This is a genomic window from Actinomyces sp. ZJ308 (assembly GCF_011752065.1).
GTDB lineage: Bacteria > Actinomycetota > Actinomycetes > Actinomycetales > Actinomycetaceae > Actinomyces.
In genome coordinates this window covers 28342-50299 of sequence record NZ_JAAIJY010000022.1, presented here as the reverse complement: position 1 = coordinate 50299, position 21958 = coordinate 28342, and the positions used below count along the sequence as shown (strand labels likewise).

General features: G+C 71.0%; 17 protein-coding genes. 2 read left to right on the top strand and 15 right to left on the bottom strand.

The features are described from left to right. Nucleotides 1-37: 37 nt before the first annotated feature. The 12 genes from HCR68_RS10045 to HCR68_RS09990 form a co-directional block, all read right to left on the bottom strand. On the bottom strand, nt 38-1009 hold the full coding sequence (locus HCR68_RS10045) for a hypothetical protein (protein WP_167149097.1): 972 nt from the start codon (nt 1007-1009) through the stop codon (nt 38-40). Nucleotides 1010-1562: 553 nt separating this feature from the next. Next, nucleotides 1563-1913: a ferredoxin gene (gene fdxA / locus HCR68_RS10040; protein WP_167149095.1), complete on the bottom strand. Its 351-nt coding sequence runs from the start codon at nt 1911-1913 to the stop codon at nt 1563-1565. Nucleotides 1914-2373: 460 nt separating this feature from the next. Next, nucleotides 2374-5079: a VanW family protein gene (locus HCR68_RS10035; RefSeq protein ID WP_167149093.1), complete on the bottom strand. Its 2706-nt coding sequence runs from the start codon at nt 5077-5079 to the stop codon at nt 2374-2376. 15 nt (nt 5080-5094) lie between these two features. Continuing rightward, nucleotides 5095-7017 carry a translational GTPase TypA gene (typA, locus tag HCR68_RS10030; protein ID WP_167149091.1) on the bottom strand — a complete coding sequence of 641 codons (1923 nt, stop codon included), beginning with the start codon at nt 7015-7017 and terminating at the stop codon, nt 5095-5097. Between the two features lie 216 nt (nt 7018-7233). Next, nucleotides 7234-7965: a hypothetical protein gene (locus tag HCR68_RS10025; RefSeq protein WP_167149089.1), complete on the bottom strand. Its 732-nt coding sequence runs from the start codon at nt 7963-7965 to the stop codon at nt 7234-7236. Between the two features lie 20 nt (nt 7966-7985). Next, nucleotides 7986-9881, bottom strand: coding sequence for an ABC transporter ATP-binding protein (locus tag HCR68_RS10020; RefSeq protein WP_167149087.1), 1896 nt, complete (start codon nt 9879-9881; stop codon nt 7986-7988). Next, on the bottom strand, nt 9878-10837 hold the full coding sequence (locus tag HCR68_RS10015; RefSeq protein ID WP_167149117.1) for an ABC transporter permease: 960 nt from the start codon (nt 10835-10837) through the stop codon (nt 9878-9880). Before HCR68_RS10015 ends, HCR68_RS10020 begins: the two co-directional genes overlap by 4 nt. Before the next feature lie 55 nt (nt 10838-10892). Beyond that, complete coding sequence (locus tag HCR68_RS10010) at nt 10893-11822, bottom strand: ABC transporter permease (RefSeq protein ID WP_167149085.1); 930 nt, start codon at nt 11820-11822, stop codon at nt 10893-10895. Between the two features lie 19 nt (nt 11823-11841). After that, a complete protein-coding gene (locus HCR68_RS10005; protein WP_167149083.1) occupies nt 11842-13467 on the bottom strand; it encodes an ABC transporter substrate-binding protein in 1626 nt (541 codons plus the stop codon). A gap of 164 nt (nt 13468-13631) precedes the next feature. Further along, the gene (locus HCR68_RS10000) at nt 13632-14744 is read right to left on the bottom strand and encodes an LLM class flavin-dependent oxidoreductase (protein WP_167149081.1); all 1113 of its coding nucleotides are present in this window, start codon (nt 14742-14744) and stop codon (nt 13632-13634) included. A gap of 148 nt (nt 14745-14892) precedes the next feature. Continuing rightward, entirely contained in the window at nt 14893-15477 is a 585-nt protein-coding gene (locus HCR68_RS09995) for a biotin transporter BioY (protein ID WP_167149079.1), read from the bottom strand. Nucleotides 15478-15617: 140 nt separating this feature from the next. Continuing rightward, on the bottom strand, nt 15618-16634 hold the full coding sequence (locus HCR68_RS09990; RefSeq protein WP_167149077.1) for an alpha/beta hydrolase: 1017 nt from the start codon (nt 16632-16634) through the stop codon (nt 15618-15620). Between the two features lie 410 nt (nt 16635-17044). Here HCR68_RS09990 and HCR68_RS09985 point away from each other — a divergent pair, with 410 nt between their 5' ends. Then, complete coding sequence (locus tag HCR68_RS09985; protein ID WP_167149075.1) at nt 17045-17623, top strand: NUDIX domain-containing protein; 579 nt, start codon at nt 17045-17047, stop codon at nt 17621-17623. Between the two features lie 12 nt (nt 17624-17635). Here the strand turns inward: HCR68_RS09985 and HCR68_RS09980 are convergent, their stop codons facing one another. Continuing rightward, nucleotides 17636-18769 (bottom strand): patatin family protein, encoded by a 1134-nt coding sequence (locus HCR68_RS09980; protein WP_243859040.1) that lies wholly within the window; start codon nt 18767-18769, stop codon nt 17636-17638. Here HCR68_RS09980 and HCR68_RS09975 point away from each other — a divergent pair. Then, nucleotides 18744-19850, top strand: a complete 1107-nt coding sequence (locus HCR68_RS09975; protein ID WP_167149073.1) for a tRNA-dihydrouridine synthase — start codon at nt 18744-18746, stop codon at nt 19848-19850. The genes HCR68_RS09980 and HCR68_RS09975 overlap by 26 nt on opposite strands. 182 nt (nt 19851-20032) lie before the next feature. Here HCR68_RS09975 and HCR68_RS09970 read toward each other — a convergent pair whose 3' ends face one another. Both HCR68_RS09970 and HCR68_RS09965 read right to left on the bottom strand, forming a co-directional pair. Next, nucleotides 20033-20479: a YchJ family metal-binding protein gene (locus HCR68_RS09970; RefSeq protein ID WP_167149071.1), complete on the bottom strand. Its 447-nt coding sequence runs from the start codon at nt 20477-20479 to the stop codon at nt 20033-20035. 5 nt (nt 20480-20484) lie between these two features. After that, entirely contained in the window at nt 20485-21876 is a 1392-nt protein-coding gene (locus HCR68_RS09965) for a M18 family aminopeptidase (RefSeq protein ID WP_208320580.1), read from the bottom strand. Between the last annotated feature and the right edge of the window lie 82 nt (nt 21877-21958).

The window sequence follows — 21958 nt, the reverse complement described above, 5'->3', positions numbered from 1 at the left end:
GTGCGTCATCCGCGCCGCCCCGCCCCGACCCCGCGATTCAGGGGTGGCGCCAGGCCCAGACATGAGGGCGCGCCACCAGTGGGGTACCGGGCAGCCCGCAGACATGGTCGTCAACCCACTGAAGACGGCCCAGCGGAGACGGTGTTCCATGGGATTGGAGGTCCCAGTGACCGCGTACGACGTGACTTCTCACCGGATGCTGATGAGACCCATCAGGCTCGACGTCGCCCTCGTGCCGGGTTACGGACAAGAACCTGTGGCGATCGGGATGCAGATCAACGACGGCGACACGATTACCGCCGTCAGCCTCGCGGCTCCCAGCGGCACCCTTCTCAGCGGGATGGCCCTCAGGGATCATGGAGGTCTGGACGATGCCGGGGTCGGACATGAGGCTCCATGCGGCCTGGAGCCAGGACAGGACGCCGACGTGTGCGGCACCGAGATCCTCACCGTCGGGACCAGTCCCGACCGTACCGGCGAAGATGACGGGCAGGCGGCTGCTGATCCGGGCGAAGGAGGCAAGAGACTCGGACTGGAGACCACGGACCGGCAAGGGCAGCCGAGAAGACCGGCAGAACAGCTCAATAGTCAGACGCGCTTTCCGACCTCGACGAGGAGGCGACAGCTGCCAGGCAAGGGCATCAACCGGGACGGCCTCGATGTAAGGGATATTGGTACGAGGGCCATCGCACAGAGCCAGGCCTCCCACGAGGGCGGTACTCCATGCGGGCAGGGGCTCGGCCAGAACCATGAGACCGGAAGGAGCGGGAGCATCCTGCCCGGTGGCTGCGGGGAGATCCTGGGAAGCATCCATAGCCAGGCGCGCCATGGAGGCGGAGACCCAGTGGAGCGAAGCCGTCTCGATAGTGGTCACGGACTCCAGCACCTTCACGGCAGCGGCGTCGAGGGCGTCGGCATAGACGAGGTCGCCCACCGACCGCGCCCGAGGGGCACGGGCAGCGAGCCGGGAGGCCTCAAGACGTCCCCCCATGGCGAGAGAACGGGCCATGTCCACCACCTGCGGCGCCGACCAGGCATCACTGCCACTCTCACTCTCGTCTCTCACCGCACGGACGCCGTAGCTCCAACCGGAGCCCCCAGCAGCGCTCCTGCCACCCCGCTCCGAGCAGGCGGGAGGAGGGACGATGAGCGCATCGGGATCGTCAAAGGCCGACCGGACCGCTTCACGTCGCCTGCTTTCGGGGATACGGGCGAAGAGCTCATCCCACAACGGGATGTCCTCATCCTCCGTGTCATAGTCAAGGATCTCCCGGGCGCGTGCCCAGCCGCATGCTCTGAGGTAGAGCTCAGTGCGCCATCCCGGGGACGCACCCCATCCAAGGCCGGCGCAGGCGAATGACACCACGCCAGGACGGCTGCTCCGGCCTCTGGCGGGGCGGAGGTCCGGCAGGTAGATGCACGTGTGCTCGGTGACTTCGGGCACGACAAGCCTCCTCGATACCGACGGGGCCCGTCCACTGAAGGCAGCCCTGGCACGACGGGGCTCCTTCATATCAGCCGGGGGAGAAGGAGGCTGGGCTACGTGGCCCCGCGCCATCGGCTCAGTAGCCGTTGGCCTCTTTCCACTCGTCATTCTGCGGGGGCAGGGCGGCGATCATGGGGTCGTCGTAGTCCTGGGCGCCGGTCTTCTGGGCACCGCCGGGCGAGCCCAGCCCCTTGAGCTCGAAGAAGTCGATGTTGGCGCGGGTGTAGTCCTCCCACTCGTCCGGAACATCGTCCTCGTAGAAGATCGCCTCGGTGGGGCACACGGGCTCGCAGGCCCCGCAGTCGACGCACTCGTCGGCGTTGATGTAGAGGCTGCGTTCACCCTCGTAGATGCAGTCGACGGGACACTCGTCGACGCAAGCACGGTCCTTGACGTCAACGCAGGGCTGGGCAATGACGTACGTCATAGCAGCAGTGTCCTTTCTTCTCCGGGGAACCTCCCGCGCGGATGGCGGGGTCGGGGCAAGTATGGTCCTCCAGGGCCCATAGACCCAAGCGGCGGAAGAGTGGCCGTCAGCACGCGGAAAACTCGGGGTTGTCGCAGCACGATTACGTCACTGCCGCGGCGCGAATGTCGCAGGTAACACCGTCCTCAGTCGCCAAGACCGCGCCGTGGGGAACGCCTCGGGCGAGACCTCGCGGTGCGACCGCGATCCGACGTGGTGCCGGCCGAAAAGTGTCCAGGAGGGACGACTTTGACGTCCGATCTCCACAACGCTCTTCACGTCTGCGCAGGTCAGAGCGTTGCGCTCGTTCGAAACCGGTTGGCGGCCGAGTCAAAGTCGTCCCATTTGGACAAAATCACCCTCACCGCCCCGGCCTTCAATCCATCGGGGACGAAGACGAGGACTTCGGCGTCGGACCGCGTCAGGAGCAGACGATGTTGTTGTCCGCGGCGTACTGGGTGGTGAGCACGTCGTCGGGCAGGGCCTTGCCGTCGTGCTTGCGGGTGCGGGTGACGGTGATGTCGAAGCCGGGGTTGCCGCCCGAGTAGGGCTCGCAGCCGGGGCCCGACTTGCGCTCGGTGGACACCGGTCGGAAGTTGAAGCGCTCCGAGGAGGTGATGGACACGTCGTAGTACTTGGTGGACCACAGCCGGACGTGGATCTGCTCGCCGTCCAGCCAGGCCTGGACCAGTACCGAGCTGGAGGTCGAGTTCGTGAACTTCACGTCGAGCCTGCCGGTCCACAAAGTCGCCTCGCGCCCGGCCGGGTAACGGTCGAAGTAGTACTGGTGGGCGTGGTGCTCGGTGTCATCCATACCGGCCTCGAAGCCGGCGTTGAACACGGTGGTGGCCACCTGGCTCAGCCCACCGCCCAGGGAGTCAACGTGCTGGCCGTTGGAGATGACGCCGGCGTCGGCGAATCCGTGGTCGTAGTCGACCTCGCCGAGGGTCTGCTCCAGGGAGAAGACCTCGCCGGGCTTGACGACGGTGCCGTTGACGAGCTCGGCGCCGCGGGTGAGGTTCTGGGTGCGCGGCACGTCCCCGCTGTTGTAGGGGGTGGCGTACTCGCCGATCGGCTCGCTGATGCCCCACTCGTTCTGCGGTGTCGTCACCGTCGGCTCGGCGACGACCATCGGCAGGGCCACGGTCCGCCCGGCGACGTCGGTGGCGGAGGTGCCCGCCTTGAGCAGGCTCTCGGACAGGGCGGCGGTGTCGATGACCTTGCCCTGCGCGGAGGGGACGTACTGCGGACGGGCCCCGGGCGCCCCGGCGGCGGAGCCGTCGATCCTCCAGGTGGCGTTCTGGGCGGGGGTCTCGACCTGGCCGATCCTGGCGACGACGGCGTCGTGCAGCGCGGTCGGGTCGAAGGTGGCGCTCAGGGTGCCGCCCTCGGAGGAGATCCGCAGCATGCCGGCGGTGTCATGGGGGGAGAAGGCCGCGGCCGCTCCGCCCACGCTCTGGCCCTGCGCACCGGCTCCCGCGCCGTCGACGGTCAGCCCGCTGGCGAGCAGCGGGTTGAGCGTACCGTCCACGAAGGTCGTGGCCTCCTCGTCGGTGATGGCGGGGACCGCGGTGCCCTCGGGCATGGCGATGGTCTTCTGCCCCAGCGGCCAGGAGCCGGTGAGCCGCTTGACCGAGGCGTCGACGTCGAGGCCGACGCCGTTGCTCGCGGGCGTGGTCACCGGCCTGGTGCCCTCCAGGGTGACGGTCGCGGAGACCGCTCCGTTGGCCATCGTGTCGACCCGGTCCTCCAGGGCGCCGCGCAGGGTGGTGCCATCGACTCGGATGACGGCGTCGGTGCGCTGGCCGCTCAGGCGCTGGGCCAGGGTGACGGGGTTGAGGGTGAAGCCGGTGAGCCGCTTGACCGAGGCGTCGGTGTCCACCGAGACGCCCGAGCCGGCGGGCACGAGCTCGGAGCTGCCCTGCCCCACCGTGAGGGTGACCGGCTGGGCGAGCTGGTCGCCCACGCCCTTGCTGACGCGGGCGCGCGCCTCCTTGGGGCCCAGGCCGGAGACGTCGACGCCGGAGACGCTGGTCCCCGAGGCGATGTGCTGGGTGGTCCACCAGGCGATGCCGCCCCAGGCCAGCAGGAAGGCCGCGGCTCCGGCCGCGCAGGCGGCGGGGATGAGGCGCCGACGCCGCGAGGCGGTCGGTCCTGCCGCCGCCTCGTCGGTCTTCGTCGCGAACTTGCCAGCCTTCCCAGGCTTCTTGGACTTCTCGGCCTTGGTGGCGGGCTCGGGGAGGGCGGCCGGGAAGGCGGCCTCACCCGTCGGCTCGAGGTAGACCCCGGCGGGCTCGGCAGCATCGGCTACGACGGCGGCCTCCGGCTGGGGCTCGGACTGAGACTGCGCAGAGGCGGACGACGCAGCGGCCGGGCTCTTCGGGGCGATCGACGGCGGCATCCCCTCGGACTGCGGGCTCCGTGCGGCGCGCTCACCGGGCTCGGCAGTGGCCGCGGTCCGAGCATCCGCCCCGGTGAGGTCGTACGGCGAGAGGGCCTCGGCCGGGGTGGCGGCCTCGTCGACGACGTCCACCGACGCCGGCGTCGCTACCGGCTCAGCGGCCACCGACTCAGCAGAACCCGGCTCAGGATCGACAGAGTCGTCCCGCTCATCGGCAGAGGCCTCGGTCTGCGGCGGTGCCGAGGTCTTCTCGGCTCCGGCACCGTCTGCGGGCCGGCTCAGGGAGCCGGTCAGCCGAACCGTCGGCATCGTGTCAGGAGCCGTCTCACCGGGGTCGGAGGTCGTCTGCGGCTCGGCCGGCTGCTTCGCCGGCGTCTCAGCCGCGGGCTCGCTCGGGGCCACGGTCGGGTTCTCCCTCTCCTCCGGGCCCTGAGCCGTCTCCTCAGTCGACTCCCCCTCGGAGCTGTCGGTGACAGGTTGAGCCCCTTCGGCGGGCGACTGCGCGCCCCGGGTCTCACCGTCGGGCGCCTCGACCGGCCCGGCCTCGGAGCCATGGGAGTCATCATCGAGGTTGACGGTCGGGGTGTCGTCGGGGCTTGCGGCATCAGCAGGAGGGGCTGCGGCGTCGTCGGGCTGAGCGGACGCGACGGGCTCGACGGACTCCACGACCTCGGGAGAGGCGGCGGAGGCGGCAGACTTCTCCCCGCGGTTGACGGACTGGCTCATGGGTGGTGGTTCCTCTCAGGCCTCGGCGCGACGACGACGGGCGTTCTCGCGGAAGCGCTCCTGGGAGTTCAGGATGACCTTGCGGATGCGCACGGCGTCCGGGGTGACCTCGACGCACTCGTCGTCGGCGGCGAACTCGAGGGCCTCCTCCAGGGTGAGGCGGCGCGGCGGCACAAGGGCCTCGAAGGTGTCGGCGGTCGAGGAGCGCATGTTGGTCTGCTGCTTCTCGCGGACCACGTTGACGTCCATGTCCTCGCCGCGGGGGTTCTCCCCCACGACCTGTCCCTCGTAGGTCTCCTGGGTGGGCTCGACGAAGAAGCTGCCGCGGTCCTGCAGGCGGATGAGGGCGTAGGCGGTGACGGCCCCGGCCCGGTCGGAGACCAGGGAGCCGGTGGTGCGCGAGACGATCTGACCGGCCCAGGGGGCGTAGCCCTCCGCGATGGAGGAGGCGATGCCGGTGCCGCGGGTGTCGGTGAGGAACTGGGTGCGGAAGCCGATGAGGCCGCGGGCCGGCACGAGGAACTCCATGCGGATCCAGCCCGTGCCGTGGTTCGTCATGGTCTCCATCTGGCCCTTGCGGGCGGCCATGAGCTGGGTGACGGCGCCCAGGTACTCCTCGGGGACGTCGATGGTCATGCGCTCGATGGGCTCGTGGCGCCTGCCGTCGATGGTGCGGGTGACCACCTGGGGCTTGCCGACGGTCAGCTCGAAGCCCTCGCGGCGCATCTGCTCCACGAGGATGGCCAGCGCCAGCTCCCCGCGCCCCTGGACCTCCCAGGCGTCTGGCCGGGAGGTGGGCAGGACCCGCAGGGAGACGTTGCCGATGAGCTCGCGGTCCAGGCGGTCCTTGACCTGGCGGGCCGTGACCTTGGCGCCCTTGGTGCGCCCGGCCATCGGGGAGGTGTTGATCCCGATGGTCATGGCGATGGCGGGGTCGTCCACGGTGATGAGCGGCAGGGGGCGCGGGTCCTCGGGGTCCACGAGGGACTCGCCGATGGTGATGTCCTCGATCCCGGCGACGGCGACGATGTCGCCGGCGTGCGCCTCCTCGGCGGGCTTGCGGTCCAGGCCCTCGGTGACGAGGAGCTCGGAGACGCGGGCCGAGGCGAGCGAGCCGTCGTGGCGGGCCCAGGCCACCGTCTGGCCCTTGCGCAGGGTGCCGTTGTGGATGCGCAGCAGCGCCAGGCGTCCCAGGAAGGGCGAGGCGTCCAGGTTGGTGACGTGGGCCTGCAGGGGCGCGCCCTCCTCGTAGGAGGGGCCGGGGATCCGCTCGATGATGGTGCGGAAGAGCGGCTCGAGGTTCTCGCTGGCGGGCAGCTCGCCGTCGGCGGGGGCCTCTATGCCGGCGCGGCGGGCCTTGGCGGAGGCGTAGATGACGGGGACGTCCAGGACGGCGTCGAGGTCGATGTCGGGGTGCTCGTCGGCCAGGTCGCTGGCCAGGGACAGCAGCAGGTCGGTGGACTCGGCCACGACCTCGTCGAGCCTGGAGTCGGGGCGGTCCACCTTGTTGACCACGAGGATGACCGGCAGGTTCGCGGCCAGGGCCTTGCGCAGCACGAAGCGGGTCTGGGGCAGGGGCCCCTCGGAGGCGTCGACGAGGAGGACGACGCCGTCGACCATGGACAGCCCGCGCTCGACCTCGCCACCGAAGTCGGCGTGCCCGGGGGTGTCGATGACGTTGATGGTGATGCCCTCGGGGCAGCCTGCGTCAACGGCGGCGGGCCCCGCGTAGTGGACCGCGGTGTTCTTGGCCAGGATCGTGATGCCCTTCTCGCGCTCCAGCTCACCGGAGTCCATGACGCGCTCGGCGGTGTTCTCCTCGGTGGCCCGGGCCCCGAAGGCGCCCGCCTCCCAGAGCATGGCGTCGACAAGGGTGGTCTTGCCGTGATCGACGTGGGCGACGATGGCGACGTTACGCAGGTCCTGGCGCACGCTCATAGGGGTACTTCTTCCGGTGGGGGACGCCGTGGGCCGGACGCCGCTCACGGCACCGGCCACTAGGGGCATGAAACAGGGAAAGAGTAGAGGACGCCGGTCCTGGCCTGCCATGTCCGGGCCAACACCTCGTCTGTGCGCCCACTCACGATCGTGTCACCGGCCCGGTCGTCCCTGAGGACGCCGCAGGAGCCGCCGCAGGAGCCGCCGCAGGACCCGTCACACGAGCACGGTGACGGCCACGATCGCGACGGCGAGCGCTCCGGCGACGACGGCGACCGACCGGTTGAGGCTGCTGGTCACGCCGACCACCGTGGTCGGCCCTGTGCCAGGCCCCGTGCCCGCCATAGCGTCACCTGCCGGCTCACCGGGGCGGCCACGCACCTGCTCGGCGTAGGCGGTGATGAGGGCTCCGGCGTCGCCGGTGTCGAGGTTGGTGCGGTGGATCCCCTCCCCCGTCAGGTACTCCGGACGCACCGCCGGGACCGGCTCGGACGCGCGCAGCCCATCTCGCCTGTCCTGCCGCTCGCGCTGCGCCTGGCGCCGGCGGAAGGACTCGGCCATGCCGCCGCGGCGGGGTGCGGCCGAGGCCCTGACCTCGACGTCGTCGGGGGTGATGACGGACAGGCCCCAGCGGGTGCGGCACATCTCGACCTCGCCCCACCCCAGCACGTGGGTGCGCCAGGCGTTGCGGATGGTGAGGGCCCGCGGGCTCAGGGTGATCTGCGGGGCCCACCACAGCAGCCAGGTGAGGAAGGCCAGCGCCCCCGCCCAGACCAGGGCGCGCAGGCCGCGGGCGGGGCCGTCGGCGAGCCCGATCGTCAGGGCCATCGCCGGGGCGGCGACGGCGATGAGGGCGGTCCCGAGGCGGGCCGGCAGGGAGCGGATGACGACGGTGGGCGTGACGGTGGGCGTTGCAGCGGGCGTGGCAGCGGGCGTGACGGTGGGCACCGGCGCATCATGCCCGCCGTTCACACCTCCGCCGCCTTGCCCGCCGTCTCGTCGCTGTAGAGGTCGATGCCCGCCCCGGGGACGGCCCGGATGAGCTCGCGGGTGTAGTCCTGGCGCGGTGCGGCGAAGAGCTGGTCGGCGGCGCCGGACTCCACGATCCGGCCGTGCTCCATGACGACGACGTCGTCGGCGATCTGGCGCACGACGGCCAGGTCGTGGGTGATGAACAGGTAGGTCAGCTCCAGCTCGGCCTGCAGGTCGGACAGCAGGCGCAGGATCTGGGCCTGGACCAGCACGTCGAGGGCCGAGACCGCCTCGTCGAGGACGACGATCTCCGGCTTGAGGGCCAGGGCCCGGGCGATGGCGACGCGCTGGCGCTGACCGCCGGAGAGCTCGTGGGGGTAGCGCCGCATGACCGAGCGCGGCAGGGAGACCATGTCGAGCAGCTCGGCGACGCGCTCCTCGCGCTCCTTGCCGGTGCCGATGGCGTGGACCCGCAGCGGCTCCTCGATGACGCGGAAGATCGAGTACATCGGGTCCAGGGAGCCGTAGGGGTTCTGGAAGACCGGCTGCATGATGCGCCGCAGGGCGAAGAGCTCCTTGGGTCCGAGGGTGGACAGGTCCACCCCGTCGTGGAACACCTTGCCGGAGGTGGGGTCGATGAGGTTGAGGATGATGTTGGCGACCGTGGACTTGCCGGACCCGGACTCGCCCACGAGCGCCGTCGTCGTGCCCTTGCGGATGCCGAAGGTGACGTCGTCGACGGCGGTGAGGGTCTTGTCGTCTCCCTTGGCTCCGCGGACCTCGAAGACCTTGGTGAGGTGCTCCACGCGCAGGATCTCCTCGGTGGAGGTCGACCCGAGGCTGGCGCCCAGGAGCTCGTCGTCGGTGACCTGGATGCCGCGGGCGTGGGCGGACTCGATGCGGCGCGAGGCCAGGGAGGGCGCGGCCTTGACCAGGCGCTGGGTGTAGGGGTGGCGGGGGTCCTGGAGGACCTCGAGGCTCGGCCCGGACTCCACGACGCGGCCGCGGTGCATGACGATGATGTGCTCGGCGCGCTCGGCGGCCAGCCCCAGGTCGTGGGTGATGAAGAGCATCGCGGTGCCCAGCTCGCGCACGAGGGTCTGGAGGTGGTCGAGGATACGCCGCTGAACGGTGACGTCCAGGGCGCTGGTGGGCTCGTCGGCGATGAGCAGGTCGGGGCGGGCGGCCAGGCCGATGGCGATGAGGGCGCGCTGGCGCATGCCGCCGGAGAACTCGTGGGGGTACTGCTTGGCCCGCCGGGAGGCCTCGGGCAGTCCGGCCTGCTCCAGCAGGAGGGCCACCTGCTCGTCGACGTCGATGCGCCCGCCGGCGGACGGGACCGGTTTCTCGGTGTCCTTCCCGGCTTCGTCGGCGTGCTCGGCGTGCTCGGCGATGAGGTGGGCGAGGCGGTCGTCGGCGACGCCGGCCAGGCCGTTGGCCCGCAGTGCCTCCTTGACCTGGAAGCCGATGGACCACACCGGGTTGAGGTTGGACATGGGGTCCTGGGGAACCAGGCCGATGGAGGAGCCGCGCAGGGAGGTGAGCTCCTGGGGGCGCAGGTGGGTGATGTCGCGCCCCTGGAAGCGGATCGTGCCGCCGGTGACCCGGCCGGTTCCGGGCAGCAGCCCGATGACGGCGTGGGCCAGGGTGGACTTGCCCGAGCCGGACTCCCCCACGATGGCGACGGACTGACCGGGGTAGAGGGTCAGCCCGGCCTTGCGCACGGCCGGGACGAGCCCGGTCGAGGAGCGGAAGGCGACCTCGAGGTCGGTGATCTCCAGGAGCGGGTCGCGCGCGGCGTCCCAGGAGGCCGCGGGGGCGAAGGTCTTGTCGGAGCGGGCCGGGGCGGTGGCCTGGGCGCTGGTCGCTGAGGGTGCGTTGGTGGGTGTCACTTGCGGGCCTTCGGGTCCAGGGCGTCGCGGACGACGTCGCCGAGCATGATGAAGCCGAGCACGGTCAGGGCCAGCGCGCCGGCGGGGAAGAGCAGGACGCTCGGGTGGCTGTTGAGGGCGTCCTTGGCGGCCGCGATGTCCGCGCCCCAGGAGACGACCGATGCGGGCAGCCCGATGCCCAGGAAGCTCAAGGTGGCCTCCGAGACGATGAAGACGCCGAGCTCGACCGTGGCGGTCACGATGATGGGGGCGGCCGCGTTGGGCATGACGTGGCGCAGCAGCATGGCCATGCGCCCCGATCCCAGGGCCCGCGAGGCGGTCACGTAGTCCTCGTTCTTGACACTCATGACCGAGCCTCGCGTGATGCGGGCGATCTGAGGCCAGCCGAACAGGGCCAGGACCAGGATGACGGTGAGGATCGAGCGGTCGTTGCGGAACATCTGCATGACGACGATGGCGGCCAGGACGAAGGGCACGGCGAAGAAGATGTCTGTGACGCGCGAGAGCAGGGCGTCGAAGAACCCGCCGAAGAAGCCGGCCAGGGCCCCGACGGCCGAGCCGATGAGGACCACGATGAGGGTGGTGAAGATGCCGACGCTCACCGAGGCGCGGGCGCCGTGGACGGTGCGGGCGAAGATGTCGCAGCCCTGGATGTCGAAGCCGAAGGGGTGGGTCCAGGAGGGCCCCTGGTAGGAGTTGACCAGCGTGCAGTAGCCGGGGTCGCGCGGGGCGATGAGGCCGGGGACCAGCGAGAACAGCACGGCGACGGCGATGAGCAGTGAGGCCACCCAGAAGATGGGGCGACGGCGCAGCTGCCTCCAGGCGTCGAGCCAGACGGAGGCGGGGGCGGACTCGTCGGCGACGGCGTCGACGGCGCCCAGGCCGATCTCGTCGTCCTGGCTGACGAAGCGCTCCTGCCCCGGGCGCACGGTGGAGGACGAGGCGGAGGGCGACACGGATGACGCAGGGGACGACGTGGAGGACGCAGTGTCCTCACGGTTCTCAGGGTTCTCAGGCATAGCGGATCCTCGGGTCCAGGGCGGCGTAGAGCAGGTCCACCAGGAGGTTGGAGACGATGAAGACGAGCACGAGCACGGTCGTGAAGGACACGACCATGGGGCCGTCGCCGCGGATGATGGCGGAGTAGAGGGTGCCTCCCACGCCCTTGATGTTGAAGATGCCCTCGGTGACGATGGCGCCACCCATGAGGGCCCCCAGGTCGGCGCCCAGGAAGGTGACGACCGGGACCAGGGAGTTGCGCAGGACGTGGACGATCATGACGCGGGCTCCGCTCAGGCCCTTGGCGCGGGCGGTGCGCACGTGGTCGGCGGTGAGGTTCTCGGCGACCTCGGTGCGGGTCAGGCGCAGCACGTAGGCGAAGGAGACGGCGCCCAGCACCATGGCCGGCATGAGGAGCTCGGTGAATCCGGGGCTCTCGCCTGCGGTCACGGGCAGCCACCCCAGGCGGACCCCGATGATGAACTGCAGGACGAAGCCGATGACGAAGGTGGGCACGGCGATGACCACCAGGGAGAGCACCAGGACGGTGGCGTCGAACCAGCCGCCCTTGCGCACCCCGGCGATGAGGCCGAAGCCGATGCCGGCGACGGCCTCGAAGGCCAGGGCCATGAGGGAGAGCTTGATGGTGATCGGGTAGGCCCGCACCAGCACGTCCAGGACGGACTCGGTTCCTCGCAGCGACTGGCCCAGGTCCAGGGTGAACAGCCCCTTGAGGTAGAGCAGGTACTGCACGATGAAGGGCTTGTCGAGGTGGTAGCTGGCCTTGATCTGCTCGATGACCTCGGGACTGAGCGTGCGCTGGCCCCCGAGTGCGGCGATCGGGTCACCCGGCAGGGCGAAGACCATCGCGTAGATGAGCAGCGTGGCCCCGAAGAACACCGGGATCATCTGCAGCAGCCTGCGTGCGACGTAACGAAGCATGTCTACTTGTTCCTCCCGATCAGAACTTGGAGATGGCCTCGGCCTGCGCCCACAGGCGCCGGGCCTCGTCGGGGTCGTAGGTGAGGACCTCGTTGCCCGGTACCTCAGCGGTCCAACCCTCGACGGTGGGGGCGGTGAAGTCCTTGGCCGGTGTACGCGTGCCGTAGTAGAGCTTCTCGCAGATGAGGTTGCGGTCGATGGCCCGGCAGATGGCGGCGCGGCGGGCGCGGCCCTCCTCGTCCATCTTCCAGTGCTCATGGGTGACGTCGATGGCGAGCCCCTGGAAGTAGGCGGCCGGCTTGTTGATGGCGCGCCCCTGGAGCTGCTCGCGGAAGACGGGCAGGAAGGCGTCGGGGATGGCGTCGATGACGTCGAGGGCGTCCGCCAGCAGGTCGTTGTAGACCGAGTCAATACTCGTGTACAGCTTGAAGGTGATGCCCTGGTTCGCCACGGTGCGCCCGCCGGCGTAGGCGGGGTTGGGCTCCAGGACGATCCTGCTGTCGTGGTCCCAGGAGACGAGCCGGTAGGGACCGTTGCCCACGGGCTTGGCTCCGTAGGCCTTGGTGTCGGCGAAGGCGGACTCGGGCATCGGGTAGTAGGCGTAGTGGCCCAGGCTGATCTTGAAGTCCGAGGCCGGGGCGGTCAGCTCGACCGTGAAGGTGAGGTCATCCACCTTGGTCAGTCCGGTCAGCTCGGAGTCCTCGTCATAGGAGAACCCCTTGATCCGCTCGAAGAAGGAGGAGCCGAGCTGGGCGTTGGACAGCAGGGCTCCGAACTTCCAGGCCTTGATGAAGGAGTCGGCGGTCACCGGGCTGCCGTCGGAGAAGGTCCAGCCCGGCTTGAGGGTGATCGTGTAGTGCTGGTTGTCCGTGGTCTCGATGGAGGAGGCGACCTCGTTGATGACGTTGCCGTCCTTGTCGTAGCGGACCAGACCGGCGAAGACCAGGTCGAGGATCCGTCCGCCGTTGGACTCGTTGGTGTTGGTGGGCAGCAGGGAGTTCTGCGGCTCGGAGAGGTTGGACAGGATGACGCCGCCGTTGGCGCTGGAGCTGGCCTCCTCGTAGATCGGGGTGCCGGTCCAGTTGAAGTCGACGTTGGAGGCGTTGCGGGAGTAGCCGCCGAACCCGTTCTGGTACCACAGCGGAATGCCGGGCAGGTCGGCGAAGAGCTGGGTCTGGGCCTGGCGGAAGTAGCCGTGGGCGGTCTCGGGATCGGTGGCAGCGGCGGCCTGGGCCAGCAGATCGTCGAAGGTCTTCGAGGAGTACTGCGTGTCGTTGGCGCCGGCGCCGGTCTGGAAGGTGGCGTTGAGGAAGTTCTCCAGTGAGGGGTAGTCGGCCGACCACCCGGAGCGGAAGACGCCGAGGAGGGTGTGATCGGTGATGGCCGAGCGCATCTCGGAGAACTGGGCCACCGGCAGGGGCTCCATCGTGATGCCCAGGACGTTGGAGACCGAGTGGCACACGGCCTCGGCCCAGGTCTTGTGAGGGCCGTCGGAGTTGTAGGCCAGGGTCAGCTTGCCGCTGCCGCTGCCCAGGCCGCCTCCAGCCGAGCCCGAGGCGCGGGAGCATCCTGAGGCCAGGAGCAGGCCGAGGGCGGCCGCACCGAGTCCGAAGCTGCGGCGCGACACTGTCAGGGCGTTGTTCATGCGACCTCCATGGGGCATGGAACTGACTGGGATCGTCACTGGGATATGGGACGTATGGCGACACGAGGTGCTCAGGCGTCGCTCATGAGCGGAGATCCTACGTCCAACAAGGAAACAGAGTCGACATGTTGGTCACATGTAGGAGAGTCTGGAAAATGACCGCCTCAGGCGTGCCAGGCGTGGGCGAGCAACTCGTAGGAGCGGCGTCTCAGGGCCGGGTCATGGGCGTGGGTGACCACGAGGATCTCGTCGAGGTCCCAGCGTTCGGCCTGCTCACGCAGGCGGGCGGCGACGTCGTCGGCCGTTCCCACATAGGACAGGGACATGGCTGACTCAACGGCCGCCTCCTTGCCCGGCGCATGGGCCCGCCAGGCTTCCGGGTCAGCCGTGGGCGGGTCGAGGGGCCCGGGGCGGTTGCCGACGATGCGGGCGGCGGCGGCCATGGCGGTGCTGAACAGGAGGCGCGCCTCGTCCTCGCTGGGGGCCACCATGACGTTGATGGCGGCCGCGACCCGTGGAGCGCCCTGGGTTCCCCCAGTCCCCTCCGACCGGGAGCCGAAGACGGAGCGGTAGGTGGCGATCGCCGCCTCGGCCTGGACCGGGGCGAAGTGCGAGGCGACGGCGAAGGGCAGTCCGAGCCGACCGGCGACGCGGGCGCCGTTGACCGAGGAGCCGAGCACCCACACGCCGGGGTGGGTGCCCTCGCCCGGGATCGCCCTGACTCGGGGACCGCTGGGCTCGATGTCCTGGGCCGCGTCGTCGGGAGCACCGGCGGCACCCAGGAGAAGGGAGCCGGGGACCGCATGGGGCCCCGGTGCGGGCTCGTCACCGAGGTAGGTGAGGATCTCGAGGATCTCCTCGGCGAAGCGGCGGGGATCGGAGGCCCCGCGGCGCAGTGCGGCGGCCGTGCGCCGGTCCGTGCCCGGGGCGCGCCCCAGCCCCAGGTCGACCCGGCCGGGGTAGAGGGTGGCCAGGGTGCCGATCTGCTCGGCGACGACGAGCGGGGCGTGGTTGGGCAGCATGATCCCGCCGGAGGCGACACTGAGGCGTTCGGTGGCGGCCAGGACCTGCCCCATGAGGACGATGGTGGCTGACGACAGGTAGGTGGAGGAGCCGTGGTGCTCGGCCAGCCAGTAGCGCTCGTAGCCGGCGACGTCGGCGGCTCGAGCGAGAGCGATCATGTCGTTGAGGGCGTCGGTGCGGCCGTGTCCGGCGCTGACGGGGACCATGTCCATGACGGACAAAACCGGTAGGGCCCGCCTTTCGGGCTGACTCATGCAGGCACTCTAACCCGCGTCGACCGGACCCGATCCGAGCCTTAAGGCCCGCGTGCCCCGCCGAGCGGGGACTCGACGGGGCACGCGGGAGGGCGGATCTCCACCGGATCCGTACGCTCAGGGCGGCGTCGGAACCGGTGCGGGATCGTCAGCGCAGCCTGCCGCCCACGGGCAGCAGACCAGTGGCGACCAGGGACTTGAGGATGTCGCCCACGATGAAGGGGACCAGGCCCATGCTCAGGGCGGCGCCCCAGCTGGCGCCGGTGGCGATCTTCAGCCAGATGACGCCGGGGACGTAGACCGAGGCGGAGGCCAGCAGCATGAGGGCGACGCCGATGGCGACTCGAGAGGCCGTCGACCCGGAGTGGTGCGACCACACGGCGGTGGCGCGCCCGGCGATGGCGGCGATGAGGATGTAGCCGACGACGTAGCCGAAGGTGGCCACGACGCCGCCGCTCCAGCCGGCCAGGACCGGGGCGCCGACGGCGGCCAGGGCGCCGAGCAGCAGCGCGGACAGGGCGCCGCGGCGCGATCCGAGGACGGCGCCGACGCCCAGGGCGGCGAAGGTGCCCATGCTGATCGGCACGGGGGTGAAGGGCAGGGGGATGGCGATCTGTCCGACGAGGATCAGGGCGGCCGTACCGGCCAGGACCAGGCCCGCCTCGCGGACGAGGACGAGTGCGGGACTGAGGGCGACGCCGTCGGCAGCAGGAGTGGAGGGTTTGGTGACCATGGCTCAACCCTACGGGTACCGCCGGTGTCGTGAACGACCGGATCCCGCCGAAGCGCCACACCATGGTTTGTAGGATACCTACAACGAATGAGGGCTTCCCTGGCCTCGCACCCGCGATCAGTCAGTGGTTCTCACAGTTGTCACAGGTGTCCGTCGATCCAGGTAAGGATGTCTCCGGTGACCTGGTCCCGGTTGGTCTCGTTGAGGAGCTCGTGGCGCCCGCCCGGGTAAAGGATGACGGAGACCTCCCGCACGCCGGCGCGGCGGTAGAGGGTGGCGGCCCGCTGGACACCCCGCCCCATGGCACCGACCGGGTCCCGGTCGCCGGAGGCCAGGAGCATGGGCAGTCCCGCGGGCACCGCAGCGGCGTGGGAGGCCGTGTTGACGGTGCCCTGCCCGGCCACAAGATCGTGGAAGAAGCTGGAGGCGCACACGAATCCGCACCAGGGGTCGGCCACGTAGCGGTCGACCTCCTTGGTGTCGCGGCTGATCCAGTCGGCCTCGGTGCGGTTGGGGGCGAAGTGGCGCTGGTAGGGGCCGAAGGCGAGCGCATTGAGCAGCCGGGAGGGATGGCGCGGCCCCCGCAGCCGGGACTCCCCGGCGCAGATCGCCGCCGCGGGCCGCGTCAGAGCGCCGGTGCCCGCACCGGTCCCCAGCAGGATGAGGCCGGCCAGCTCGCCGCCGCGGCGCGCCGCCAGGTCCCGGGCCAGGAAGGATCCCCAGGAGTGACCCATGAGGAAGACCGGGATGCCGGGCCAGGCCCGCCGGGCCGCGTCCAGGACGGTGCCCATGTCGGCCACGACCGTGTCCCAGCCACCCTGCTCGGCGACGAAGCCGAAGCCGTCGGGGGCGGCGGTGGCGCCGTGACCGCGGTGGTCCTCGGCCAGGACCGCGTAGCCCTCCTCCACGGCCGAGGCGGCGAAGCGGGCGTAGCGCGAGGCGTGCTCGGCCATGCCGTGGGAGATGAGGATGATGCCGCGGGGACGGGCCGCGCCGGTCATCTGCGGGTGCGGTCTCACCATGGTGCGGACCCCGGCAGCGTCGTCGGGGGCGTCGGCCACCAGCAGGGAGCCGTCGATGAGCCACTCGGGCAGCCAGATGTGCACGACCAGACGCGTTCCGTCGTCGGCCGTGAGCCGAGTAAGGCTGGTCTGCATCGGATCCTCCTCAGGCAGCGTCATCAGTGGGGCGTCGGTCATGCTCGGGTCGGCATCGGTCATCATTGATCGTGTCGACGGCTGGCGATCGGCAGTGACGTCGGGTCCACGGGCTGGTCCCGTAGTCTTCCATCTCCCCAGGTAGAAGCCTAGGTGCCCGATGCCGAACCGGCAGCGTAACCGCAAGGGTGAATTCTCAGCGCTTCCGCGACGGGGCGCGCCGCGAGCTCCACGGACGGCCATTGATGACTGACTATGTCGGAGCATTACCCAATTTCCTGATGGTTTCATGAATTCTCACCATCGGTATCCCGGCCGATTCTCCTCAGAACCACTCCCAGTCCGAGTCTGGTCCGAGTCTGGTCCATGTCTGGTCCGCGTTCGGTCCCACCTGGTCTACGGTGGCCGCCATGGCCGTCCACTCCTTCACCCTCGTTCCCGCAGCCTACGTCTACCTCCTGCGTCCGGCCGCCGGCGCCTCCGCCGGCCGGACCGGGCAGGCGAGCGGATCGACGAGCGCCGCGACCCAGGTGCTCCTCCAGCTGCGGCAGGGCACCGGCTATATGGACGGGCACTGGGCCTGCGGCGCCTCGGGTCACGTCGAGGCCGCCGAGAGCGTCGTCGAGACGGCCCTGCGCGAGACCCGTGAGGAGCTGGGGGTCGGCGCGGCCGCCGAGGACCTCGCCCCGCTGACGGCGATGCACCGCACCAACGATCTGGGCGGTGCGGCCCTGGAGCAGCGCATCGACCTGTTCTTCACGCTGCGCACCTGGGCCGGGACGCCGGTCGTGCGTGAGCCGGCCAAGAACGCCGGGCTGCGCTGGTTCCCGCTGACCGGACTGCCCGACCTGGTCCCGCCCCACGAGCGCCACGTCCTGATGCTCCTGGCCCGGGCCCTCGACGGCGGCCGGCCGGTGCCCCCGATCACCACCTTCGGTTTCGACGCCGGCCAGGACATCGCCCGCTACGGCGTCGCCCTACCGCACTGACCTCAACTGACCTCAGCTGGCCAGGAAGGCCTCGATGGCGGGCAGCTCGCGGCGGGCCTGGGCCAGGCCGGCCTCGAAGGCGGTGACGATGCGGTCGTAGCGCAGCTCGCCGTTGGCGATGGGCATGCGCTCGGGCCGGAAGAGGTAGATACGGCCCTGGCTGCGCAGCTCCTCGAGCTCGTCGACGGTGCGGTTGTAGTTCTCGGGCCGGTCGATGACGGCCTGGACGAGGGCCGGATAGCGGGGGTAGAGCCGCTGGAGGACCTCGATCTCGTGGCGTCGCATGGGCGGTTTGCGGTATCCTTCGGGGCGGGTCATGACCACGAGGAGCTTGTCGTAGCCGTCGGCGCGGGCCGCGTCGACGGCGAACCCGCCGGTGGGTCCCACGGCGCCGTCGACGTAGGGGGCGCCGTCGACCTCGACCATGGGCATGAGCACCGGCATCGACGACGACGCCCGGGCCCGTACCAGCAGGTCGCCCATGGTGGGCATGTCCTCCAGGCCCCAGTAGACCTCCTCGCCGGTGTCGCAGCGGAAGGCGCCCAGGCGCACGGTGGCCGGTGAGGCGGCGAAGGTGTCCCAGTCGAAGGGGATGGACTCATCGGGCGCGGAGGTGTGCAGGTAGATGTGCTCGGAGTTGAAGTAGCCCTTGCCGGTCACGAAGCTGCCCCATCCGCCGGCCTTGGGGTCGGTGGTCAGGCCCAGGTAGGCCTCGCGGGTGCGCCAGGTGTCCCGGGAGACGAAGTTGCAGGTGTTCGTGCAACCGGCGGAGATGCCGCCGACCCAGGGGAAGGAGAGGCCGGCCTCCAGCATGACGCGCACCAGGCCGGCCGTGTAGGCCCCGCGCATGCCGCCGCTCTCGAAGACGAGGGCGACGTCGTCGGGCCCGTGGGTGACGGGGGCGGGCCGGTGGTCAGGGTCGGAGACGGGGACGGGCCGTTGTACGGAGCCGGAGACGGGGACGGGCCGTTGTACGGAGCCGGAGACGGGGACGGGCCGTTGCACAGGGTTGGGGACGGGGCGCGAGCTCACGCCCGGGAGCCTATGGGTTCGATGATCGGTTCGCACGGGTGATTCCCGCCCCATGTCTGCCGGGTGGTCGGGAGAGTAGCGTGAGGCCATGAGCACCTCGAGCACACCGCGCATTCTTGAGCCGATGACCCTCGGCGGGCTGAGAGCCCGCAACCGCCTGTGGCTGCCGCCCATGTGCATGTACACGGTCGAGGCGCAGGACGGCGTCGTCACCGACTGGCACGTGACCCACTACGCCAGCCGCGCGGTGGGCGGGTTCGGAACGGTCATCGTGGAGGCGACGGCCGTGACGCCCGAGGGGCGCCTGTCCCCCAATGACCTGGGGCTGTGGTCCGATGAGCAGGCCGCCGGCCAGCGCCGCCTGGTCGAGGCGATCCACGCCGGCGGGGCGATCGCCGGCATCCAGATCGGGCACGGCGGCCGCAAGTCGGGGACCGCGCCGTGGCGCCCCAACGTCGCCGGCGCCCGCTCCGGAACCCTGGAGGGCTGGGAGCTGCTGGCCCCCAGCGCGATCCCCTACCCCGATCACGCGGTCCCCACCGAGCTGGACGAGGCCGGGATCGACCGACTGGTGGAGGCCTTCGCCGCGGCCGCGCGCCGCGCCGTCGAGGCCGGGTACGACCTCGTCGAGATCCACGGAGCCCACGGCTACCTCATTCACGAGTTCCGCTCGCCCCTGTCCAACCGGCGCACCGACTCCTACGGCGGCAGCGCCGAGAACCGTCAGCGCTTCCCGCTTCAGGTGGTGCGGGCCGTGCGCGAGGCCATCGGGCCGGACACGGTCCTCGACATCCGCCTGTCGGCCTCGGACTGGGCCGACGGCGGCGTCACCGGTGAGGAGACCGCCGCCTTCGGCCGCGAGCTGGTGGAGGCCGGGGTCGAGGTCCTGCACGTCTCCAGCGGCGGCAACGTTCCCGCCGCGGTCCCGGTGGGGCCCGGCTACCAGCTGCCGCTGGCCCAGCAGGTCAAGGAGGCGGTGGCCGGGACCGGTGTCCCGGTGGTGGGCGTGGGGCTCATCGAGGAGGCGGCGCAGGCCGAGCAGGCGCTGGTGACCGGCCAGGTCGACGCCGTCGCCGTGGGCCGGGCCGCTCTGCGCGACCCCTACCTGCCGCTGCGCTGGGCGGCGGACCTGGGGGCGCGCTCCTGGGACGAGGCCCCCTGGCCCATCCAGTACTGGCGCGGCACCTGGCACTGAGGACGCCAGGACCGAGCATCGCAGTCCTTCGAGAACTTACTTTTCCCGCGAGGACTGCGCCTTGACGCAGACGACGAGGCCAAACCCCAGTCGTCTGCGGGAGAAGTACGTCCTGGAGGGACAACGCAGTCCTCGATGCGCGCCCGCCCTTCTTCTCGCAGCGCCTCCGGCTCTCCTCGCAGCTATCCGACGGCGTCGAGGTAGAGCCAGCGGCCGGCGCGGCGGGTGAAGCAGGAGCGCTCACGGAGGGCGTCGGCCACGACTGCCCCGTGCCCATCCCCAGCGCGGTAGGAGGCGGTGAACTCCACGACGCCGGTCTCGTCGTCGGCCCCGCCGCCGACGGTCTCGTGGATGGTCAGCCCCGTCCACTGTGTGCCGGGGTGGCAGTAGGGGCCCTCGGGCCGGGTGCGCGGGTGCCAGGTTCGGAAGAGGTAGTCCTCGTCGCCGACGACGAAGGCCGTGTAGCGCGAGCGCATGAGGGCCTCGGCAGTGGGCGCCGGGGCGCCGTCGTGGAGGGGCTCGCAGCACTGGGCGTAGGTGCGCCCGCTGCCGCAGGGGCAGGGGGCGGGGCCGCGCACGCCCGCGGCGCGGATCGGCGAGTCCGGCTCTCCGGCCGCGCGTCCTCCCATCGTGCTCAGGCCCCCAGCCAGTAGGCGTGCAGGGCCCGGGCGAGCCAGGGGCCGTCCTTGACGCCGGCCATCTCGCGGGCCGAGTGCATGCTCAGCAGGGGCACGCCGACGTCGACGGTGGTGATTCCCAGCCGGGTGGCGGTGATGGGGCCGATGGTGGAGCCGCAGGGGACGGCGTTGTTGGAGACGAAGTCCTGGCTGGGCACGCCAGCCGCGGCGCAGGCCCGCGCCCAGATCGCGGTCCCGACGGCGTCGGTGGCGTAGCGCTGCTGGGCGTTGATCTTGAGCAGGGGGCCGTGGTTGATGAGCGGCTGGACGGCCGGGTCGTGCAGGTGGGCGTGGGCGGGGTGGACGCTGTGCCCGGCGTCGGCGCTCACGCAGGTCGAGCGCGCCAGGAGGGCCTCGACGTCGTCGCCATCGACCCCCAGGACGCGGGCGAGGCGCCGCAGGAGCGTCTCGAGGAAGGGACCGCCCGCCCCGGAGCGGGTGGCCGAGCCGACCTCCTCGTGGTCGAAGGCGACCAGGATGACGGGCTCGGCCGGCTCGGCCCCCGCGGCCGCGAGCGCCTCGAGGGCCACGAGCCCGGCGTGGACGGAGGAGAGGTTGTCCAGGCGGGAGGAGGCCAGGAACTCACCGTCGCGGCCGAAGCGGGCGGGGGCCTGAGTGGGGTAGGTGAGGACGTCGTGGCCGGCGAGCTCGGCCGGGTCGATGCCGGCGAGCTCGCACAGGTAGGTCTCGACGGCGTCGGGGGCGGAGTCGGGGCCGGCCAGCGACCACAGGGGCAGCAGGTGGGTCTGCCGGTCCAGGCGGAGGGTGTCGTTGACGCTGCGGTCCAGGTGCGGGGCGATCTGGGCGACGCGGGCGATGGGGCCGGTGCGCACGAGGTGGACGGCGCCGTCGCGGGTGGTCAGGCGCCCGGCCAGGCCCAGCTCGCGGTCGAGGAAGGAGGCGAGCAGGGGGCCGCCGTAGACCTCAGCGTTGATGAGCTGCCAGCCGGAGCGGACGAGGGCGGCGTCGGGCTTGAGCTTGAGGGCCGGGGAGTCGGTGTGGGCGCCGACGATGCGCAGGCCCGCTCCCGGCGCCAGGGCCTCGGGCAGGATCCAGGCGGCGAGTGCGCCGTCGCGGATGACGTAGCCGCGCCGGGGCAGGCCGGCCTGCCAGGAGACGGTCTCCTCGGCACGGGTGAGGCCGGCCGCCTCCAGGCGCCGGGCGACCTCTGCGGCGGCGTGGTAGGAGCTGGGCGAGGCGGTCACGAAGTCGATGAGCGAGTCGGTGTAGGCGTCCTCGTCGCGCAGGATCGCACCGGCGTCACCGGTGGACCCGTCGAGGGAGTGGGAGGGGGAGCTGGAGCGGAGGCTGGGCGAGGAGCTGGCGGGCGTGCTGGCGGCATCGGTCATGCCCCCAGTCTGTCACCGGCGCGTGCCGTGTCCCGGTCAGCTGTCCCGGATGTCCGGCCCCACGGTCAAGCCGAGTAGGGCA